Annotated in this window: 14 protein-coding genes; 9 read left to right on the top strand and 5 right to left on the bottom strand. The window is 54.3% G+C overall.

The window, feature by feature from the left end:
- Positions 1-30: 30 nt before the first annotated feature.
- The 5 genes from PLF13_09385 to PLF13_09365 all read right to left on the bottom strand — a co-directional run bounded on the left by PLF13_09385 (position 31) and on the right by PLF13_09365 (position 8,902).
- The gene (locus PLF13_09385; protein HOP07490.1) at positions 31-1,368 is read right to left on the bottom strand and encodes an alanine/glycine:cation symporter family protein; all 1,338 of its coding nucleotides are present in this window, start codon (positions 1,366-1,368) and stop codon (positions 31-33) included.
- A 36-nt stretch (positions 1,369-1,404) separates the two neighbouring features.
- Positions 1,405-2,712 (bottom strand): amidohydrolase family protein, encoded by a 1,308-nt coding sequence (locus PLF13_09380; protein HOP07489.1) that lies wholly within the window; start codon positions 2,710-2,712, stop codon positions 1,405-1,407.
- Between the two features lie 2 nt (positions 2,713-2,714).
- On the bottom strand, positions 2,715-5,819 hold the full coding sequence (locus tag PLF13_09375) for an amidohydrolase family protein (protein ID HOP07488.1): 3,105 nt from the start codon (positions 5,817-5,819) through the stop codon (positions 2,715-2,717).
- A 165-nt stretch (positions 5,820-5,984) separates the two neighbouring features.
- On the bottom strand, positions 5,985-7,418 hold the full coding sequence (locus tag PLF13_09370) for a sigma-54 dependent transcriptional regulator (GenBank protein ID HOP07487.1): 1,434 nt from the start codon (positions 7,416-7,418) through the stop codon (positions 5,985-5,987).
- A gap of 11 nt (positions 7,419-7,429) precedes the next feature.
- Entirely contained in the window at positions 7,430-8,902 is a 1,473-nt protein-coding gene (locus PLF13_09365; protein ID HOP07486.1) for an ATP-binding protein, read from the bottom strand.
- A gap of 359 nt (positions 8,903-9,261) precedes the next feature.
- Here PLF13_09365 and PLF13_09360 point away from each other — a divergent pair, with 359 nt between their 5' ends.
- The 9 genes from PLF13_09360 to hydE are packed head-to-tail and all read left to right on the top strand — an operon-like array spanning position 9,262 to position 21,208.
- On the top strand, positions 9,262-9,777 hold the full coding sequence (locus PLF13_09360) for an NAD(P)H-dependent oxidoreductase subunit E (GenBank protein HOP07485.1): 516 nt from the start codon (positions 9,262-9,264) through the stop codon (positions 9,775-9,777).
- Positions 9,774-12,908 (top strand): NADH-ubiquinone oxidoreductase-F iron-sulfur binding region domain-containing protein, encoded by a 3,135-nt coding sequence (locus PLF13_09355; protein ID HOP07484.1) that lies wholly within the window; start codon positions 9,774-9,776, stop codon positions 12,906-12,908. Before PLF13_09360 ends, PLF13_09355 begins: the two co-directional genes overlap by 4 nt.
- 4 nt (positions 12,909-12,912) lie before the next feature.
- Positions 12,913-14,712: an NADH-dependent [FeFe] hydrogenase, group A6 gene (locus tag PLF13_09350; GenBank protein HOP07483.1), complete on the top strand. Its 1,800-nt coding sequence runs from the start codon at positions 12,913-12,915 to the stop codon at positions 14,710-14,712.
- Positions 14,694-15,095, top strand: a complete 402-nt coding sequence (locus PLF13_09345) for a response regulator transcription factor (GenBank protein ID HOP07482.1) — start codon at positions 14,694-14,696, stop codon at positions 15,093-15,095. Before PLF13_09350 ends, PLF13_09345 begins: the two co-directional genes overlap by 19 nt.
- 23 nt (positions 15,096-15,118) lie before the next feature.
- A complete protein-coding gene (locus PLF13_09340; GenBank protein HOP07481.1) occupies positions 15,119-17,089 on the top strand; it encodes a GAF domain-containing sensor histidine kinase in 1,971 nt (656 codons plus the stop codon).
- Entirely contained in the window at positions 17,079-18,560 is a 1,482-nt protein-coding gene (gene hydG, locus PLF13_09335) for a [FeFe] hydrogenase H-cluster radical SAM maturase HydG (GenBank protein ID HOP07480.1), read from the top strand. Before PLF13_09340 ends, hydG begins: the two co-directional genes overlap by 11 nt.
- A complete protein-coding gene (locus PLF13_09330) occupies positions 18,538-18,921 on the top strand; it encodes a hypothetical protein (GenBank protein ID HOP07479.1) in 384 nt (127 codons plus the stop codon). Before hydG ends, PLF13_09330 begins: the two co-directional genes overlap by 23 nt.
- Positions 18,918-20,141, top strand: coding sequence for a [FeFe] hydrogenase H-cluster maturation GTPase HydF (hydF, locus tag PLF13_09325; protein ID HOP07478.1), 1,224 nt, complete (start codon positions 18,918-18,920; stop codon positions 20,139-20,141). Before PLF13_09330 ends, hydF begins: the two co-directional genes overlap by 4 nt.
- Positions 20,126-21,208, top strand: a complete 1,083-nt coding sequence (gene hydE / locus PLF13_09320; GenBank protein ID HOP07477.1) for a [FeFe] hydrogenase H-cluster radical SAM maturase HydE — start codon at positions 20,126-20,128, stop codon at positions 21,206-21,208. The genes hydF and hydE overlap by 16 nt, the downstream gene beginning before the upstream one ends.
- Positions 21,209-21,218: the final 10 nt, after the last annotated feature.

The following is a 21,218-nucleotide window of genomic DNA, read 5'->3' as shown; positions in this document are numbered from 1 at the left end:
GTCTGAAATTGAACGGAATACACCGCTTTTCTATTTGCCGAAGGTTCGTCGAAAATAGTCGCGGGTGGCGCTTACGACCCTGGGAGACAACAACAACGTTCCTATCAAGGTAGGAAACGCCATGGCCGCAAAGGCGGTATCGAGGATGTTGATCACCGTGTCCTGAGTCCACAACGCTGCCACCAGCATACTCAGGATGTACACATAGACGTACCAGCTTCCCACCTTGAAACCGAATAAATACCTTGAGCATTTCAGGCTATAGTATGAATAAGAGATCATTGTCGAGATGGAGAAAAGGACAATAACCATAGTGAGAACATACCGCCCAAATCCGGGCATACCTTTCTCGAAGGCATTGACGGTCATCACCACACCGTCTTCGGCAGCCGGGACACCCATCGAGAGAATGACCAGAGCGGTCATGGTGCAGACGAGGTTGGTGTCGATAAACGGTCCCAGCATGGCGATAAGCCCCTCGCGAACAGGTTCATCGGTTTTGGCCGCTCCATGCGCCATGGGAGCGGTGCCGATTCCGGCTTCGTTTGAGAACGCGGCGCGTTTGACTCCGTTGATAATGATCTCGCGGAACGCTACCGCCGTACCGCCGCCGATCAGCGCCTGACCGCTGAAGGCCGAACCGATAATGTTGCCTATAATAGCAGGGATATCTCCCGCGTTGCCGAGGATAATGATAAGTGCCGAGCCAACATATATAAGAAACATGGCCGGAACGATTTTGGCCGTTACCTTGCCTACCCGTACGATGCCGCCCAGAATCACTATCGCCACGATCCCGGCGCATACGAGCCCGGTCCACCAGCGGCTGATACCCCAGTCCTGGTGCAGCAGTCCCGCCAGTTGGTTGGCCTGGAACATGCCAAGACAACCAATCATCCCGAACACGGCAAACATTATTGCCAGCGGTTTAGCCCATCGTCCCAGGCCGACCTCGATGTAATACATCGGTCCGCCCTGATCGATTCCGCGCTCGTCCGGTTTGCGGTACATTGTGGCCAGGGTGCAGGTAAAGAACTTGGTCGACATACCGACCAGGCCGGCGATCCACATCCAGAAAATCGCTCCCGGTCCGCCAAGAACCAGGGCGATTGCCACACCGCTGATATTCCCCATGCCGATCGTTGCCGAAAGCGCTGACGACAACGCCTGAAAATGAGTAATTTCGCCCGGATCGTTGGGATCATCGAATTTCCCCTGCAGGATGTCAATCGAATGCCTGAGACCCCGAAACGGCATGAATCTTCCGGCCACGGTGAAATAAAGCCCGGCCGAAATCAGGAGAATCACCATAGGGAGACCCCAGGCGAGATCGACCGCGGTCACCGTCAGGTTGTTAAACCATTCCAAAAGGATGTCCCTTCACTATAGCGGCGCCGGTTATTCTCATTCGAAGTGTTTCTGCCGGTATTTGCGGTAAAGCTCCTTGTGTTTATTATCGAGATCGACCTGCCGTCCCTCGATGAACTCCAGCACCACCCGATTGCCGAGTTCATCCATGATATCACCTTCCGAGACGACTATCGTAGCTTTCTTGTTAATCTCCAGCGAGCCGAGATCGGAATCGACCCCAAACAATTCAGCGGGAGTCAGGGTGATGGCCCTGAGGGCGGTTTCCTTATTCAACCCGAACGCAACGGCCTGTCCGGCCTGAAGCGGTAAATTGCGAACGCCGGTAGCTGTTCCGCCATCGCTTCCGGCAGTCGAGATAGCTATCTTCACTCCCGCCGATGCAAGTTGACCCGCCAGACCGTAAATGGCGTCATAGCTGTCGTCTTCTCGCATGGGGAGAGCCTGAGGCCGCTGCACGATGACCGGGATATCGTGTTCGACCAGGAGCTCGCTGAGCATCCAGGCATCGGCGCCGCCGACCAGGATCATCCTGAAACCGTATTCCGAAGCAAAAGCGACCGCCTGCTCAATTTGACGATAATCACCGGCCTGTACGAAAACCGGCACGGTGCGGTCGAAGATCGGCATCATCGCTTCCCAGCGCGAATCGCGCGGAATGGTCGAGTCGGCGTGCTTAGCCAGGTAGTAGGCACGGGCGTTATCGAATGATTCATACAACGATTGTCGTTGTTCGGTCATGGCCTTTTTCTGTTCTTCCAGAGGGCGTGGGTCCCACCAGTCCTTTGATACGGCAACCTGCGGCCAGTTGAGGTGAAGGCCGACATCGAACCGCTCGCCGGCATCTTCAACTGTCCAGCCATCGAGGTTGACGAGGAACGACCGGCCACACAGCAATGATCCGCGCGGCACGATCAGGGCCGTAGTAATCCCGTTGGAGCGAACGGAGGGAATAATCTCCGAGTCCGGATTGTAGGCTACATGGGACTGAACGTCGGGATTGATCTGTCCTTCTTCCTGCAAATCGTTGGTGGCGCGGACTTCACCGATCTCGATCAAACCGATAGTCGTATACGGTGCGATCAGTCCGGGGTAAACGTTCTTGCCGGTTACGTCAATAATCGTCGCTTTTTCCGGCGGGGTCAGGTCGATCCCGATGGCTGTAATCCGACCGTTCTCGAACAAGAGGTCCGTGGCCGGTTTGATTCCATTGCTCACGGTATAAAGGTCACCGCCTTTGAGAAGAATCGGAGTGGCTTGAGCCGACCCCGGGACGTAATCATGGGCTGTAGTAAAACTCGCGGTTAAAAGCGACAACAACAGGATTGATAATAAAGCTCTCATGATCAGTTCCCCCCCTCACTCATAGTTTCATTCGGAGGACCCGGAAAAGGCGGCATAGACCCCGGGGGTCCGCCCGGTTTGGGGCCTTTGTCTTTCGATTGGGCCAGTGCTTTTTGTATCAGACGATTTTTCTCGTCGGCAATCGCTTTACGCTGTTGTATATCTTCTGTCCGGTCGAAATACTTGCGGCCGTCGACATAGGTTTGTTCTACGACAGAGTAGACCGACAGGGGAGGGCCGTTGAAAATCGCCAGGTCGGCTTGCTTGCCTTTACGTATGCTGCCCGTGACATTGTCCACTCCGAGTTGTTTCGCCGAGTTGATCGTCACCATTTTGATCGCTTCTTCTTCGGGGACATTACCGTACATGATCGCTTTCCCGGCTTCCTGATTGAGACGACGAGCCATGTCGGCGTCGTCCGATTTGAACGAGGTCAGCACGCCACGATCACGGAGAAGTGCGGCATTGTATGGGATAGCATCGTACACCTCGAATTTGTAGGCCCACCAGTCGGAGAAGGTTGTTACGGCGGCGCCGTGATGTGCGATTTCATCGGCGACCTTATAACCTTCCAGAGTATGAATCAGTACGTCGATTTTGAATCCGTACTGCTCGGCGAGTCTCATCAGGGCGAGAATCTCACTCTGCACATAGGTGTGGCAATGAACCCAGCGCCGGTTGTGGAGCAATTCGACAACCGCATCCAGGCCGATATCCCGGCGCGGGGGGATGGTTTGCGCCTGTTCTTTCTTGTTCAGTTTGTTGTATTGCTCCCACGATATCTCATATTCGCGTGCGGCTGAAAAGAGATCGGCCATGATGTTGGTAACGCCCATCCTGGATTGCGGGTAGCGCGATTGCATCATCATGCCCCAATTGGACTGCTTGACATTTTCACCCATAGCGAATTTGATCGTCGGGGCGGCTTCCCGGAATTTCATGTCTTCCGCGTTACGGCCCCAACGCAGTTTGAGCACCTGGCATTGACCCCCGACTGGATTGGCCGATCCATGCAACGTCAAACAGGCGGTGACGCCACCGGCCAACTGGCGATAGATGCTGATCTGTTCGGGATCGATCACATCGCCGATACGAACTTCCGGGGTGAGGCTGTGGGTGCCTTCGTTGATATCCCCGGCGACGGCTATGTGAGAATGAGCGTCAATGATTCCGGGAGTAACATGTTTGCCGACGGCGTCGATCACTTCAGTGTTGTCGCCCGCCGCAAGGCCGGGACCAACCTCGGCAATGAATCCGTCCTTGATCAGGATATCACAATTCTCGATCGTTCCGGCGCTGTCCGCAGTCCAGACGGTAGCATGGCGAATCAGGACTTCGTTCTGCGGGGGGAGCGATTCAACTCCGAAGGCCTTATTAGGATATGTCAACCGAGCGACCAACGGTTCGGGCGCCTTGTCTTCCGGTCCGTCCGGGCGAGGCGGTCCGCCCTTTTCTTCCCTTGCCGGGCCGGTGCGAACAGCGTCGAAAGCTGTCGTCGAGCCGTCGGCAAGAACGCATCTGCCGCGGATCGTATTGTTGTTTTTACGACCGGAAAGCTGAGCCAGCCCGTTCTCATCGGAGCTGTCAAGTGAAACTGAAAACTCGATCTTATTGCGATCGGTTTCTAATTTTCCCAGGTCCGTTCGCCACTCATCGTGCGAGATATTCCCTTTAAGTGGTTCACCTGACAGAGTCAGGCTGTATTCGGTATCATTGATCGTCAGTTTGTATTCGCCGGTGAAGTCCGTTGTCGGCATTATCTCAATAATGTTCTCGTTACCGGCAGTCCACACCGAATAAATCTTCTGTTCTTCCTCGAAAATGTCACCCTTACAGATGATAAAATTAGCCAGTTTGCCTTTTTCGATTGTCCCGCACTGATCGGTGATACCGCAGATGTCAGCCGGCACGACGGTAAGAGCCGCCAGGGCGCGATCGGGGGCAAGGCCGTATTTTATGGCTTGTCTCAGATTATGCCAGAAATCCTCTTTATTCTGCAGTCGGTGGGTGGTGACGGCCAACCTGACTCCCGCTTGATCCAGTCGAGCCAGGTTGGTCGGCGCCATTTCCCAGTGCCGAAGTTGGGCGAGAGTCACGTCCAGACGATCTTCCATTGTCTCGACCGACGGTGTCTCAGGGAAGTCGAGAGGGATAATCAGGCTGCGTTTAAGGGCGGCGATATCGTCCAGACGCTGATACTCTTTACCGCTGCCGACAGCTACATAATTCAGTCCGAATTCCCGTGCGATGCGGTCGAAACGATTGAGAGAATAAAGATCATCGCCGCCGTCGAATACGAAAGGAGTGATACCGTAAAGAGTAAGGTTGCTCAGGGCGGCGTTGAATTCGAGGTGCTCCTGGTTTGGATTCTGCCGATAAGCTTCCCGGGCCTTGCCGTACCATTCAGCGTCATAGAATATCTGCCGGATCAGGGCAATCGTCCCCATCAGCGATGTCGGGTATTGCTGTTGTGATCTGCCCTTGTCAAACGACAGCCCCTGACGCCAGAGCTCGTGAAGAATCAGATCGTTCGGCAGACCCTCTCCGAGAAGGGTGACAAAACTCTCTCCCTGAAAAATGCCGTCCTGGCCTAGCGACTGCACGACGGTAAATCCGAGCTTGAGCATTTCTTCGCTTTGCCGTTCATCGGGCTTGAACTGCTCGAACCAACGGCGGTCGGAGTGAACGGCATCGTTCCAGCAGTTGGCGCCGACACGTTCGGTCTCATACTGCGGCGGACCGAAAAATGGTCCCGGCCCTTCGTTCGGCATATCCAAACCGTATTCACAATAGGGGTCAATGAATCCGGGGAATATCCAGGCGCCGTTCAGGTCGGTCGTCGGAATTGATTCAGGTATTTTGATGTTTGTCCCAACCGCTGCGATTCGGCCTTTATCGATTATCAAAACGGCTGAATCGAGGTGTTTCCCCGGCTCCGGTACGATAGTCGCATTGATGAATGCCTGAGCCGCAGGGGTGTTGTCTCTTATGCCTTGAACGGGACTGGTCTGATCGGCCCGGACGATTGTCGCCGCCAGGACCACGACCGCACCCAGAAAAGCCCCCACAAAACGCATTGATGCGTCAATAAAGATAGAGCGCTTCATATTTGATCCCGTGAATTGGAAGGTTTCATTAGCAATGCCTGGTCACATCGCAAATGGTAAACAAACGACTATGCTTTGGCAAGCGATTTGGCCGGGGCTATTCGGATGGTTTCAACGAAAAACCGGGGAGAAGGCGGGAAGGCCCCGCTCGTTCGGAGTTATCACTCACGCTTCTTCTTTGCCGCGAGACTCCGAACCTTTGGTGATGCCCAATTGCTCCATTTTCGCGTGCAGGGTCGGTCGTGTAATGCCCAGAAGTCGAGCGGCCTGAGAGCGGTTGTTGTCGGTTATTTCGAGAGCCTCGAGAATCGCTATCCTCGTTACCTGATCTCTTACCTGGGTCAGCACGTCACGATCTGATTCCGATCTGATTTTCTCCCGTACCATTTGACGCATCAGCGATTCCCAGTCGCGATGCGAGGTCTCCGACTCGTTTCGGTATTCTTCCAGAGCCAGGTCTTTGACCTGAATAGCGAATCCTCGCGAAAAAATGAGTGCTTTCTGCAACGTGTTAGACAGTTCGCGTACGTTTCCGGGCCAGTCGTGAGAGCGCAAGGCTGCGCGAGCTTCGTCGGAGAGACCGGGATTGTCGCACGACAATTCGTTTGCGAAACGATTGAGAAAATAATCGGCCAGTATGTCGATATCGTCTCCGCGTTCGGCGAGCGTTGGCAGGTCGATCGTAACCACGCGCATGCGGTAGTAAAGGTCTTCGCGGAATAATCCCTCGGCCAGAGCCTTTTCCAGATTGCGATTAGTGGCTGCAAGAATGCGGACATCGACCGGAATAATCTCATTCCCGCCGAGGCGTTCGAGGCTCTTTTCCTGTAGCAGACGGAGGATTTTTGCCTGGATCAGCGGCGACATATCACCGACTTCATCGAGCAGTACCGTGCCCCCCTCGGCCTGTTCGATTTTACCGATTTTACGATGCGTGGCGCCGGTAAAAGCTCCCGATTCATAACCGAACAGTTCGCTTTCGAGAAGTGTCTCCGGAATAGCGACGCAGTTTATCACGGTAAACGGGCGTTCTTTACGCGGACTGTGCTGATAGATAGCCCGTGCGACCAGCTCCTTGCCGGTGCCGGAAGCCCCTCGGATAAGCACGGTGGCATCGGTAGCGGCGGCGCGTCCAATCGACTTGAATACTTCCTGCATCGCTTCACTGCGGCCGATCAGAGCTTCCCCGATATCGGTTATTGCTCCGCCGTTAATCTGGACTTGTGAGCGCATGCGATCACTCGCTTCGAGAGCGGTGTCGATCAGGTCCAGCATTTCCTCGGGCTTGAACGGTTTGAGGACGTAATCGAATGCCCCGCGCTTGGTCGCTTCAATAGCCGTATCGGTGGTCGAAAAGGCGGTCATGATGATTACCGGCAGGCGCGAATCGCGTTCATGCAAAGCGGCCAGTGCTTCCAGGCCGTTCATGCCCGGTAACCGTACATCCATAACCACCAATTCCGGTCGATATTTTTCAACCGCTACCAGGCCGTCTTCACCACTGGAAGCCGTAACGATTTTGTGACCGGCGCTAATCAACAGCCGTTCGAAACTGGTGCGCAACCGGGTGTCGTCGTCCACTATCAGAATCAAACCCAAGCCGTCGTCTCCTATACTCGTACAGTCGGTATCAGCACCGTGAAAGTGGCGCCAACGCCCTTCTGTGATGTTACTTTTAGCTGGCCGCCGTGCTCTTTTACGATTCTCGATGAAATCGACAAGCCCAACCCGGTACCGTCGTCTTTAGTCGTAACGAACGGTTCGAAGAGGTGGTTGATCACTCCTTCGTCGATGCCGGGTCCGGTATCGCGTAGCTCTATTGCAACCGCTTCACCTACGTCGCTGTCTTCAACGAAGTGCTCACTTATATGCAATGTACCCCCATCGGTCATGGCCTCGCAAGCATTGACGATGAGGTTAACGAAAACCTCTTTGAGCAATTCACTGTCTACCTTGCATTGAAGAGGAAAGGTGGAGTGTTTTCGCACAACTTCAACTTTGTACTTCTCAAGCGTATGTTCCAGTAACTGGAGGCACTGGCTGAGGATTACCGTTATCGATTGCACCGATCTTTTCAATTTCGGCGCCCTTGAGAATTCGAGGAAATTCCTGATTATATTGTCGAGATAACTGAGGTCGTCGCTGATCGCTTGCAGGTCCTCGGATTGTTCCTCGTTGAACCTCCCCGCTTGTTCGAGAGAATAAAGCCGCAGACCAATCGAGGTCATCGGTCCTCGAATGGTATGAGCTACCTCCGCCGCCAGACGGCCGATCACTGCCAGCTTCTCTGATTTCATCAGTTGTGAGCGGCTTCGCTCAATTTCCGCCTGGCTATGATCGATGTGTTCCACTAGTCCGCGAACATGGGCTCCCAGGGCGGCAATCTCATCCTGACCCTCGACGGTTTCCTTACCGTGACTGGCTTCCGAACTGATCTGGCGAATGGGTTGAAGTACCTCGCGCTGAAGCAGCAATACCAATCCCCCGGCAAGAATAATACCGATCGTAACCACTGCGACTACGGTAGTGCGAAGTCCCCCTACCTGGTTCTGGAATTTCCCTACATCCAGATTCATTTGTTTGCGTTTGGTATCAACATACTCGTTACAAAGATCCAGTAATTGCTGGAAATGGGTGTGTACGCCTTTGTGCAATTCGCGCCCGGCGTCATATTCCTTAGCCTGATAACGTTCGATTACAAGGTCTTTGCTCTGGCGGTATTGCCGGAACTCCTGACCGATCTGCATGAGAATGGTTCGTGAATGCCCGGTGGTGTCAACCGCCATCGCATCCTGCAAATACCGTTCGAATTGGTCTGCCTGCTGATTGATCTGAACAATCCAGGCCGGGTCATGATCGATGAAATAGTACGATGCGTATCCCTTTTGACTGGCCAGAGCGGTGGTGAGTTCTTCGGCCAGGACCAGGCCGGTCATGGCTTCGTCCATAACCCCGGTGAAAAGAGCTTCAGTCTGATTGCTGTACCAGAGCAATGCTACTGCTACGAGTATGTTAATTATGGCCAGGGCAATAATCGCACCCAGCAGGCGTGTCCAGAGTTTTGCTTTACGGAAAAATCTCAACTGCTACAACCTGTTACAGCCGGTTTTTAACCTCGTATCAGCTTGAACGATACGGAGCTTTGCGGTGATTAGCAAGATAAATGCCAAGTGGTTCAGGCTGATCAAATCTGATTGCCTGTCAATCTATTTTTCACCTTGTAAAACATCCTGACACCGATACAATATGGCACAATCGGTATTGACGGGAGGGGTTGGTTGTAGGCGTGTAACTATCGTTGTTGTAATGGCTTATCAATGTTGTTTGACGGCTGTTCAGTTGGCACGTACTTTGTATACTCAATCACGAAATAAGTAATAGTCGGAGAATGGGTTGCGCCGTTCTTCGAATACTGGAAGCAGTGAAGATCAGGAGTTGTCATATGCCGGGGTCAAGCACCCTCGACCGTGTCTCTTCGACCGGTCAAGCACAGTCAATAGACTGGTCTGCCGTAGACAGGGAGATCGCTCGCTTCAGTGGTCGGCCCGGATCGTTAATTCCAACGCTTGAGGCAGTCCAGAATATCGTCGGCTATCTGCCGGCCGAGGTCCAGCGGCGCGTTGCCCGCGGCCTTGGCTTGCCGCTCAGCAAAGTATATGGCGTCGTGACGTTCTACTCGTTTTTCACGATGGAGCCACGCGGCAAGTATCAGATTCTCGTTTGTCAGGGAACCGCCTGCCATGTGCGAGGCGGAGCTCAGATCATGTCCGAACTACAGAAAAAACTGAAGATCGGGCTCAACCAATGTACGGATGACCGCTTGTTTTCGTTACACTCGGTTCGTTGCCTGGGCGCCTGCGGATTGGCGCCGGTGGTGATGATCGGTAAAGACATTCACCAGCAGGTGAAGGTGGCTCGTCTGGACTCAATCCTTAAATCATACGGGTGGCAGCGATGAGTACGACACCAATGCCCTCGCGGGTCACTCCGTCAATCCGCAATCTGGCCGATCTCGATGCGATCAAGCAGCGGGTTGACGATGCCAGAAAGAAATGCGAGTTCCACGTAGCGGTTTGTGCCGGTACGGCTTGTCGCGCCGCCGGGGCGGAGACACTTAAAAGTCTTTTCGAGGACGAAATTAAACGCCAGGGACTTAAAGCCAACATCGTGGTAGACGACTGTGGCTGTATGGGTTTCTGTGCCGTTGGTCCGGTGGCCATCATTAACCCGGGTGAGATTTTCTACCAGCGGTTGACTCCCGACGATGTCGGAGAGTTGGTGCGCGAACATCTCGGCCAAAATAAGCCGGTGGAACGGCTTATGTTCCACGACGAGATCACCGGAGAAATCTACCGGACGGTATCGTCGTTGCCGTTCATCGCGGAACAGACGTTGGTGGCGCTTCGGAATTGCGGTGTTATCAATCCCGAACGCATTGAAGACTACATCTGGCGCGATGGTTATCGTGGTTTGTATCGGGCTTTGACCGAACTGGAACCGCGGGATATTATCAACGAAGTCAAAGAATCAGGCCTTCGCGGCCGTGGGGGCGGCGGTTTCCCAACTGGTTTGAAATGGGAATTCTGCGCCTCTGCCAAAGGAGATACCAAGTACGTCCTGTGTAACGCCGACGAGGGTGACCCGGGCGCTTTCATGGATCGCAGTCTTCTGGAATCCGATCCGCATGCCGTACTTGAAGGTATGATCATAGCCGCCCGCGCCATCGGCGCTCATCACGGCTATGTCTATTGCCGGGCCGAATACCCGCTCGCCCTGCAGCGCTTGCAGACAGCGATCGACCAGGCAACCGAAGCCGGGCTCATCGGCCCCGATGTTTTCGGGACCGGATTCGGTTTCGATCTGGAAATATACAAAGGCGCCGGGGCCTTTGTATGTGGTGAGGAAACGGCTCTTATGCTGTCAATCCAGGGCGAACGTGGCACGCCACGGCCGCGTCCGCCCTTCCCGGCCGTGTCCGGTCTTTGGGCCAAGCCGACGGTGCTCAACAACGTTGAGACCTATGGCAACATCCCGCAGATCATATCTCACGGTGGGGCGGAATACGCAAAAATAGGGACTGAGTCGGCCAAGGGGACGAAAGTATTCGCCCTTTCAGGCAAGATTCACAATTTTGGTCTGGTCGAAGTCCCGATGGGGACACCGCTGGATAAGATCATTCAGAAGATCGGCGGCGGTGTTCCGGACGGCAAGCGTATCAAAGCGGTGCAGTTGGGCGGACCCTCCGGCGGCTGCATCCCGGCTCACATGCTTAACATTCCGGTCGATTACGATGAAATTGTAAAGGCCGGTGCTATTATGGGCTCGGGCGGAATGGTCGTGATGGACGAGAACACCTGTATGGTGGACGTCGCTCGTTTCTTCATGGATTTCTGCCAGGATGAGTCCTGTGGTAAATGCACTCCGTGCCGTATCGGAACTCGTCGCATGCTCGAAATCCTCGAGCGGATCTGCCACGGTGAAGGTCGCGAAGGGGATATCGAGCTGCTCGAATCTCTCGCTACAACCATCAAAGACGCGGCTCTGTGCGGTCTCGGTCAGACGGCTCCGAATCCAGTGCTCAGCACCATTCGTTATTTCCGTCATGAATACGAAGAGCACATTCGGGACAAGAAGTGCCGGGCCGGTGTTTGCAGTGGGATGTTCAAGAGTCCCTGCCAGCACGCCTGTCCGATCGATACCGACGTTCCGGCTTACCTGGCGTTGATCAGGGCCGACCGTGTCGATGACGCCTATCGAGTCCTGAGTGAAACCAACCCGTTCCCGTCGATCTGTGGGCGCGTTTGTGGACAGCCGTGCACGCTTCATTGCCGTCGTGCTCAACTCGACGAACCGTTGGCCATAAGGCATCTGAAACGTTATGCTGCCGACAACGCCAAACATGATCCTGTGAAGGAACTGCCGACGACGCGTTCGGAAGAGATCGCGATTATCGGCGCCGGGCCGGCGGGACTTACCGCCGCTCTTGAACTGCGTCGTCGCGGCTATGCCGTCACCGTGTTCGAGGAACTGCCCGAACCGGGCGGCATGATGCGCTATGCTATCCCCGAATACCGTTTGCCCAGGGATGTTATCAAGAAAGAAATCGATGATATCCTGGCGACCGGGGTTGAGCTTCGCACCAAAACCCGTATCGGTCGGGACATCCTGATGAACGATCTTAAAAAGGATTACCGAGCGATATATATCGCCACCGGCGCGCACCAGAGTTGGACCATGGGTATTCCGGGTGAAGACAAGCCCGGAGTATTCGGTGCGGTTGAATTACTGCGTCAGTTCAATCTCAACCAGGCGCCGAAGATCGGCCGCAACGTTGCGGTGATCGGCGGCGGCAACAGCGCTATTGACGCGGCCCGCACCGCGCTGCGTGAAGGGGCCGAGACGGTTACTATTTTCTATCGTCGTGAACGCAACGATATGCCCGCCCTGGCCGAGGAAGTCGAAGCGGCTATCGCCGAAGGAGTCAAGATGGAATTCCTGTCGGCGCCGGTTTCATTGCAATCGGATAATGGCCATGTTTCGGCCATGACCCTGCAGCGTATGGAACTGGGCTCGTTTGACTCCGGCGGACGCCGCCGACCGGTGCCGATCGATGGCTCCGATTATACGGTGTCGGTCGATACGGTCATCTCCGCGGTTGGTCAGGCGGCTGATTTCGCCTGCCTTGAGAAGTGCGATTCGGTCAAGGCCGAAAAAGGCAAGGTCAAGGTCGATCGCCAGAGTCGTACCTCTGACGAGTGTGTCTGGGCCGGCGGCGATGTCGCTCTGGGTCCGGCTACTGTAGTCGAGGCGATTCAAGCCGGGCGTGTGGCAGCTCAGGAAATCGATGCTGCTATCCGCAAGGCTAACGGTGAACCGGCTTACGTGAAACCGGCCAGACCTAAAATTGATATTCCTTATGAAGTCGAGGAAGAGACCGTGTCCCGGCCTCGAGAAGCAATCCCGGAACTGGCTGCGGTTGATCGCATAGGCAGCTATGCCGAGGTCGAGCATTGCTATGACCGCGAGACGGCCATAAGGGAAGCCAGTCGTTGTCTTCGTTGCGACGGTGATCGCGGGAAAGCGGAGTAGGATTATGATAGACAAGAACAATATGGTAACATTGACCATAGACGATCGGGTCGTAACGGTTCCTGCGGGCACAACGATTCTCAACGCTGCTCGTGAACTCGGAATCGAGATTCCGACCCTGTGTGCGATGGAACACATTTCGCACGCTCCCGGCGCCTGTCGTGTCTGTGTGGTTGAGGTGGATCGCGCTCGCTCACTGGTAGCGTCGTGCGTCTACCCGGTAGCCGCCGGCATGCGGGTGCGAACCAATACCAGCAGGGTACGCAAGGCACGTCGTGATATCATCGAGTTCATGCTCTCGGATCACCCGGCCGATTGTAATACCTGCGTCAAGAACGGTTCCTGCCTGCTTCAAAAAGTAGCAGCTCGTCTGGGAGTGAGGGAAATCCGGTTCGACCGGGAATTTACCCCGGCCGTTCGCAATATCGACAATTCCTCACCGGCGCTCGTTCGTGAAACCGACAAGTGCATCAACTGCCTCCGTTGTGTCACGGTCTGCGCCGAGGTTCAGGGTGTTCACATTCTGACACCGGAAGGACGAGGTTTTGACTGTCGCATTGTCCCGGCCATGGGAGCGAAATTGGCCGATACCGACTGCACCTATTGTGGTCAGTGCGCAGTTGTTTGTCCGACCGGAGCTATCGTTGAAAAAGACGATACCGACCTGGTCTGGGCGGCTCTTGAAGATCCGAAAAAACATGTGGTGGTACAGGCGGCGCCGGCTATTCGAGCCTCTCTTGGCGAAGAGCTGGGTCTGCCGGCCGGTTCTCTGGTAACAGGGAAGATGATCACAGCCTTCAGGGCGATGAAGTTCGATCGAGTCTTCGATACCAACTTCGCTGCCGACTTGACTATTGTCGAGGAAGGGAACGAGCTCCTGGCTCGTATTGAGTCCGGTGGCACTCTGCCCATGATCACCTCCTGTTGCCCCGGCTGGATTCGCTTTGCCGAACATACCTATCCTGATTTGCTGGGGCACATCAGTACCTGCAAATCGCCTCAGCAAATGTTCGGCGCACTGGCGAAATCATATTATGCCCAGGTAGCCGGCATCGATCCGAGCGAGATATTCGTAGTCTCGATCATGCCTTGCACGGCCAAGAAGTTCGAGATAACGCGGCCCGAAATGAACTCCTCCGGATACCGCGACGTCGACGCCGTTCTGACCACCCGTGAGCTGGGACGCATGATTCGTCAGATGGGTCTGGACTTCGCAACCCTCGAATCATCCGAGTATGATCCGCCCATGGGAGAATACACCGGCGCCGCGACCATTTTCGGAGCTACCGGCGGTGTTATGGAAGCGGCTTTGCGAACTGTCTATGCCGTCGTAACCGGCAGCAACATGCCCAAGTTGGATGTGGAACCGGTGCGTGGTCTGGAAGGTATCAAGGCAGCTACGATTGAAGTCGGTAAGCTCGGTCCGGTGAAGGTGGCTGTGGCTCACGGTCTTGCCAATGCCCGCAAAGTTCTTGACCAAATCGTTGCGGGTGAGTCCGAATATCATTTCATTGAGATAATGGCTTGTCCCGGCGGTTGTGTGGGCGGCGGCGGTCAGCCTCTGCCTGTCAATGTCAGCAAGCTCCGGGCACGCTCTAATGCTTTGTATCGAGATGATGCCGAGGTTCAGGAATTGCGTCAGTCGCATGAGAACCCGTCACTCTCGGAAGCTTATAGGAAGTTCCTGAAGGAGCCAAATAGCGAGGTTGCACATCATTATCTGCATACCAGCTATAAACCGGCCAGGCCGATGGACGCTGAGCCACTTGAAGGAGACAAAGAGTCATGGATAGCCACCCATTAGTTCTTGTCGTCGATGACGACCGCGACATTCGCCAGTCGTTGAAGATCATATTGGAAAACAACGGCTATCGTGTGGAAGCGGCGGCCGACGGAAAACAGGCCATGAAATTGTTGGACACGATTACGCCTAATATCATCATCCTCGATGTGATGATGACTACCGACACTGAAGGATTCGACCTGGCCCACGATCTGAGGGCCAGGCCGGGTTGTGAGGAAACGCCGATTATTATGCTTACCAGTTTCCTCGATAAAGTGCGGGATGAAGGCCCGGATCAGTACCAGCATATCATGGGCCAGCAATGGCCGGCCAAATGGATCTTTGAGAAGCCAATCGAACCGGAGCGGCTGTTGGCTAAGCTCAAAGCGATCCTGGAGGATTAATCGTAGGCAGGAAGAGCGAAGCAGTGGACGCATTATTCGACAGCACCGAGCGCGGTTTATTTGATCTGCCGGAAGACTGGCAGCGTGGTCGCCGGATTATTCTGGGTGAACTGCGCGATCGGTCAATCTGGTTCATCAAGCTGCGATGGTTCGTGCCGATCGGCATAGCCGTGGGGACTTTTATCTCTCCTTATTTGGGGATTGATTTGGCCTCCCCGGGGGTGCTCTATGGTGTCGCTCTGCTGGTTTTGTTCTACAATGCGCTGTTTTACCGTTGGCGCCATCGCCTGCCGGTTGTGGTTACCTCGAAACAGCGCCAGGCGATCAGATCCTTCACCCGGTGGCAGGTCTCGTGTGACTATGCCGCTATGTTTTTGCTGATACATTTCACCGGGGGAATAACCAGTCCACTTATCTTCTTTTTCATCTTCCACATTATATTCGCCTCTATTCTATTGCGCCCCCGTTCCAGTTATGGTTTCGCGGCTCTGGTTATACTCGGTGTATCTTTTATAGCTCTGGCGGAGAATCAGGGCTGGATGACCCATCATCCGGTGGTTGTCGACGGCCATGCCTCGACTATTTACGAACACCCCGTTCGTATTTTCATTCAGCTCTGTTTCTTCTCTGCTTCGGTTTTGATCACGGCGGCTTCGACAACCGTGATCATGACGATGCTTCGCCGGAGGATCAATACCCTTGTCGACTTATCTCGAATGATCGACAGTCTCAACCGAAGACTCAGCGGTCTTTTTTCCATGGTCCAGGCAATCGGACGCGAACGTGATCTGGATCGCGTTCTTTCGATTACTACTGCCGAGTTGGCCAAAATCGGTGAGGTTATGGGTACGTCGATCAAGTTGATGGCTGACGATGGGGTGAGTTTGGCCGTTAAGGCGACTCATGGAGAGGTTACGCGTGTGCTTGAAGGGATGCGGATCGAACTATCGCGCAGCCCGGTCAGTCAACGCGTTATGAATGGAGAACCGTTTGTCGTCGGCGATATCGTCGACAGCAAAAACTTTCAGTTGGCCGACCGACTTCGTGGAGTCGGGGTAAATTCGGTGTTGTTCGTTCCGTTGACGGTGGAGGGGCGGAATATCGGCATTTTGGGGGCTTACTGTTCGAAGAGTGATCGTTTCTCCGAGGACGACGTGCAATTTTATCGACTGGCGGCGGCTCTGGCGGCTATTGCCATTGACAATGCTCTGGCTTATGAAGCGATTGAACGGCTGGGTAAAGAGCGCTCGTTTTTCATGATGCGAGTGGCGCATAATCTTCGCGCCCCGATTGCAGCCATGACCAGCATGCTCGATGTCGTCCTGAATGAGTATATCGGTCCGCTCAATAACGATCAGAAAGAGCAGCTTGCGCGTATGCGGCGGCGCGCCAGCGGCATGGTAACGATGGTCAATGAACTGCTTCTCCTGACTGAATCGGAGAAAGCCGTTCGCGAACGGGCTTTTACACTGGTAAACCTGACTGATCTCATCGGGAGAGTTTATCGGACGTTTATGGATGAAGCGGTCGAACGCAAGACCGCCCTCAAGTTGACCATCGACGATGATTTGCCTGCTGTTGAAGGTGATCCCGATGCGCTCAGTCAATTGCTGGAAAATCTTATCTCCAACGCTCTCAAATACACTCCCGTGGGCGGCAGTATCAAAGTGGAGGCCTATCCCAGCAACGGCGGATCGGTTCGCATCCAGGTGAGTGATAACGGTATTGGCATCCCGAAAGATGCCTTGCCGAATCTTTTCAACGAATTTTATCGGGCCGACAACGCCCGACGTCATGAGGCTACCGGAACGGGGCTGGGGCTGGCAATAGTTCAGCGAATCGTACAACGACACGGTGGTCAGATTCATGTCGAGAGTGAAGAAGGTCTCGGGTCTTTGTTTGCCGTAACATTGCCCCGCAAATTCCAGGGGGGGATGAACGATCAAGTTAATTCAGAAAATGGGGGTAATCAGGAGCCAGACGATGCTACATAACGCACAGCAACCGGTTCGACCGGACGGTCCGCGTCCTTTGAAGCCGATTGACAATCCCGCTCGTTTTTTTCACGACGGACACGACTTCATCGATGATGCGCTGATTCATGAACTGCTCGAGAAAAACTCCAAACCGGAGCCCTCGGCGGTTCGTGAGGTAATTGCCAAAGCTCGTTCGCTTCAGCGTTTGGAACCGGCTGAGGCGGCACTTCTTGCCAATGTTACCGACGAGGAACTTTGGGAAGAGATATTCGCGGCCGCTGCCGATATCCGGCAGCATGTCTATGGTCCGAGGGTGGTCACATTTGCACCGGTCTACTGCGGCAACATCTGTGAAAATTCCTGTTTGTATTGCGGCTTCCGGGCCGAGAATAAGGAAATTCGGCGGATGTTGCTTAATATGGAAGAACTGGCGGAGGAGATACGCGCTCTGGTAAAACTCGGCCATAAGCGATCAGTGCTGGTTTTCGGTGAGCATCGTCGCTCCGGTGTCGATTATATTCAAGAATCTATTAAAACCGTTTATAATACGAAAGTCGGCAACGGTGAAATTCGGCGCGTGAATATCAATGCCGCGCCTATGACCGTTGATGACTACAAAGTTCTCCATGATGTAGGCATCGGTACTTTTCAGGTGTTCCAGGAAACGTATCATCATGAAACCTACAAACGGGTACATCCCAGGGGACCCAAGTCCAACTACCCATGGCGTCTTTATGCTTTACATCGAGCGCAGGAAGCCGGAATTGACGATGTCGCCATCGGTGCTCTGCTGGGATTGTACGACTGGCGCTTCGAGTTGCTGGGTTTGCTTTATCATACGATCGATCTTGAAAAGACTTTCGGCGGTATCGGACCGCATACGATTTCGTTCCCGCGTCTGCGCCATGCTTCAGGCGCCCCATTGTGTGACACCGACAATCCTTATCTCGTGAGCGATCGTGATTTCCTTCGTATGATCGCGGTCATCAGACTGATGGTGCCGTACACCGGCATGATTATCACTGCCCGTGAGCCGCGGGAAGTACGTATGCCGGCGTTGAAAAACGCCTGTACGCAAACCGATGCCTCAACCAGGATCGGTCTGGCCGGTTATGCACAAAAGGACTATGACCAGGATGAACATCGTCAGCAGTTCATGCTGGGGGACACCCGCGAGTTGGATGAGGTCGTTTGTGAATTGGCCGAGGCCGGTTTCCTGACCTCATTTTGTACCGCCGGTTATCGCTGCGGTCGGACGGGATCGAGTTTCATGGCTATCGCCCGCAAGGGGGAGGTGCACAAGTTCTGTATCCCGAATGCGATTCTTACTTTAGCCGAGTACCTGCGTGATTATGCTTCACCGAAGACCAAAGAAGTTGGAGAGAAGCTGATCCAGGAAAAAATCGCGGAATTGTCGCCCGGGATGTCCGGTCGAGTGTCACACCTTCTGGAGGAGGTAAATCGTGGTGGGCGCGATATCAGACTTTAAGCGCTGGCTTCGATTCACCTCGGTCTGTGTGGCTGAGCTGACTCTGAGGCGAGCCCTGGATACTATTTCACGACTGGTGTGGCGTGATTATCGGGCCGAAGTATGGTTTGTCGAAATAAACGGACCGCGTTGGAGTTATCTTGCCGGACATGTATCAAACGCCCCGGCCGATGCCGACCTGCGTCTGATTGAACTGGATGATCACCTTGGTATGGTTTGCAGTGATTTGGGCGAACTCACCTCCGCTCATCTTGATGCCATGGTCGATTTTGTGAATGAGCTATTGTCCGAACGGGCCTACTGTCACCGGTCTCAAGAGACCGGTCGGGAGTCACTCGGCGGCGAGGAGACAGCATTATGAGAGCCGCACCCAAAGGAATGCGCCTGCATATCGGTATTTTCGGTCGACGCAATTGTGGTAAGTCGAGCCTTATTAACCGCCTGGCACATCGTGACGTTTCCATTATCTCCGATAAACCGGGCACTACTACCGATCCGGTCGATAAGATCATGGAGATGCTGCCGATTGGACCGGTAGTTCTCATTGACACGGCCGGGATCGACGATATTGGCGAGTTGGGCAGTCTGCGGATTGAAGCCACCAACAAGGTAATCAATCGCATTGATGTGGGTTTGATTATGTTCTGCGGCGAAGATTGGGGGGAGCCGGAAGAATTGCTGCTGCGCGAACTCAAAGCTCGCAAAGCTTCCGTGATTGCCGTGGCCAACAAATGCGATATTGAACCCCCGGCTACATCATTGGTGGTGGACCTCGGTCAACGGGGTATCCCGCTGGTTCTGACCTCGGTGAAAAACAACACCGGCATGAATGCTCTGCGGCGTGCCCTGGTGGAGTCTGTTCCGGCCGACTATCTGGAAAACCCGACCATTCTTTCCGATGTCGTCCCCAAAGGAGAGACGGTCGTGCTGGTCATGCCGATCGACAAAGAAACTCCGCGCGGACGTTTGATTCTGCCGGAGGTGCAAACGATCCGTGATCTGCTCGATACCGGTGCGGTCACTCTCACGGTCCGTGAGACCGAATATGTCCAGGCGCTGGAACGTCTGGTTCGCCCACCGTACCTGGTGGTCACTGACTCACAGGCTTTTGAATTCGTAGCGAGCAAGACACCATCCGATGTGATGTTGACCAGTTTTTCCATTGTTTACGCGCGTATGAAAGGTGACCTTGACGCATTAGCCGAGGGCGCCGAAGCGATAGATCATCTCCATGCCGGAGACCGGGTGTTGATCTCCGAGCATTGTACCCATCACCCTATCGAGCAGGATATCGGCCGCGTTAAACTACCCAACTGGATCACCGAACGGGTAGGACAGCCTCTGAATTTCGACCATGTCCGTGGGCATGATTTCCCGACCGATTTAAGCAAGTATCAGCTAGTTGTACACTGTGGCGCTTGTACGGCCAACCGGCGTGAGATCCTCTCGCGCATCCTGGCTTGTAAATCCGCCCGGGTACCGATTACGAACTACGGCATGGCCATCGCCTATTGCCACGGCATCCTCGATCGCGCCATGAAAGTGTTCAGACAGGAGAGAAAACAGTGTCAGAGCGCCTGACCATTACCGCAAAAGACATCGTTGAGTGGCTCAAAACAACCGACCGGTCGCAACTGAATCAGTTGTGGACCATGGCGGATCAAGTTCGCCGTGAACGGGTTGGAGACACCGTGCATCTTCGGGGTCTGGTCGAGTTCAGCAATGATTGCTGTCGTACCTGTCTGTATTGCGGCCTGCGTCATCCCAACAGCGAGTTGTTGCGCTATCGCATGGGCACCGGCGAGGTGCTTGCATGTGCTGAAAATGCCGCCCGTCTCGGATATGGCACAGTCGTACTCCAGTCAGGTGAAATGCCCTCAATGCCCCGAGAGTGGCTTGGCAAGTTAATCCGTAAGATAACTCTCAATTATGGTTTAACAGTCACGCTTTCGGTGGGGGAGAGATCGGAGGATGATTATCGTTATTGGTATGATATGGGGGCAAGACGCTGTTTGCTCCGGTTTGAAACCGGCGACGGCGAACTGTATCGCAAACTTCATCCGATTGGTCCGTCCGGACCGATTGATCGCATAAAACTGTTGCTGAAACTTCGTCGCATTGGCTACAATATCGGTAGCGGCATTATGGTTGGATTGCCCGGCCAAACACTCGAGAGCATCGCCGAAGACATCCTCACCTTTCGGGATATCGAGTTGTATATGGTCGGTTCCGGACCTTATATTGCCAATCCTCAGACTCCCCTTGGCAAAACCACGGCCAAGGAAAGAGCCAGTCGGATCTCGGCGCGGGTAAGTCTGCTGGCCCGTAAGGTGCTGGCATTGACCCGGCTTGTCTGCCCTGAGGCACACATCCCGGCCACTTCCGCTCTGGCTACGGTCGATAAAGACGGCCTCCTGTTAGGTCTTCAATGCGGAGCCAATGTTATTATGCCAAGGCTGACACCCGAGAAGTATCAGCAACTTTACAGAATATATCCCACTCCGACGTATGCCCACGGGCCCAACTCACCCTCGCGAGCAAAATCGGTGTTGGAACGGCTCGGTCGGCCCGCGAGCAGGCAAAACGATCGTACGCCGGATTCTTTGCCAACCAAGCCGGATTATCGCGAATCCCGGCTCAGTAGTTAGGGGACACTTT

The organism is Candidatus Zixiibacteriota bacterium (genome assembly GCA_035380245.1).
Classification (GTDB): Bacteria; Zixibacteria; MSB-5A5; order GN15; family FEB-12; genus DAOSXA01.
Note: the sequence above shows the minus strand (reverse complement) of the source record. Positions and strands in the feature narration are given on the sequence as shown.

Coding starts and splice junctions, on each gene's coding strand:
- PLF13_09380 (HOP07489.1), bottom strand. CDS start 2,712: ATGAGAGCTTTATTATCAATCCTGTTGTTGTCGCTTTTAACCGCGAGT.
- PLF13_09375 (HOP07488.1), bottom strand. CDS start 5,819: ATGAAGCGCTCTATCTTTATTGACGCATCAATGCGTTTTGTGGGGGCT.
- PLF13_09360 (HOP07485.1), top strand. CDS start 9,262: ATGCCGGGGTCAAGCACCCTCGACCGTGTCTCTTCGACCGGTCAAGCA.
- PLF13_09355 (HOP07484.1), top strand. CDS start 9,774: ATGAGTACGACACCAATGCCCTCGCGGGTCACTCCGTCAATCCGCAAT.
- PLF13_09350 (HOP07483.1), top strand. CDS start 12,913: ATGATAGACAAGAACAATATGGTAACATTGACCATAGACGATCGGGTC.
- PLF13_09345 (HOP07482.1), top strand. CDS start 14,694: ATGGATAGCCACCCATTAGTTCTTGTCGTCGATGACGACCGCGACATT.
- hydG (HOP07480.1), top strand. CDS start 17,079: ATGCTACATAACGCACAGCAACCGGTTCGACCGGACGGTCCGCGTCCT.
- hydF (HOP07478.1), top strand. CDS start 18,918: ATGAGAGCCGCACCCAAAGGAATGCGCCTGCATATCGGTATTTTCGGT.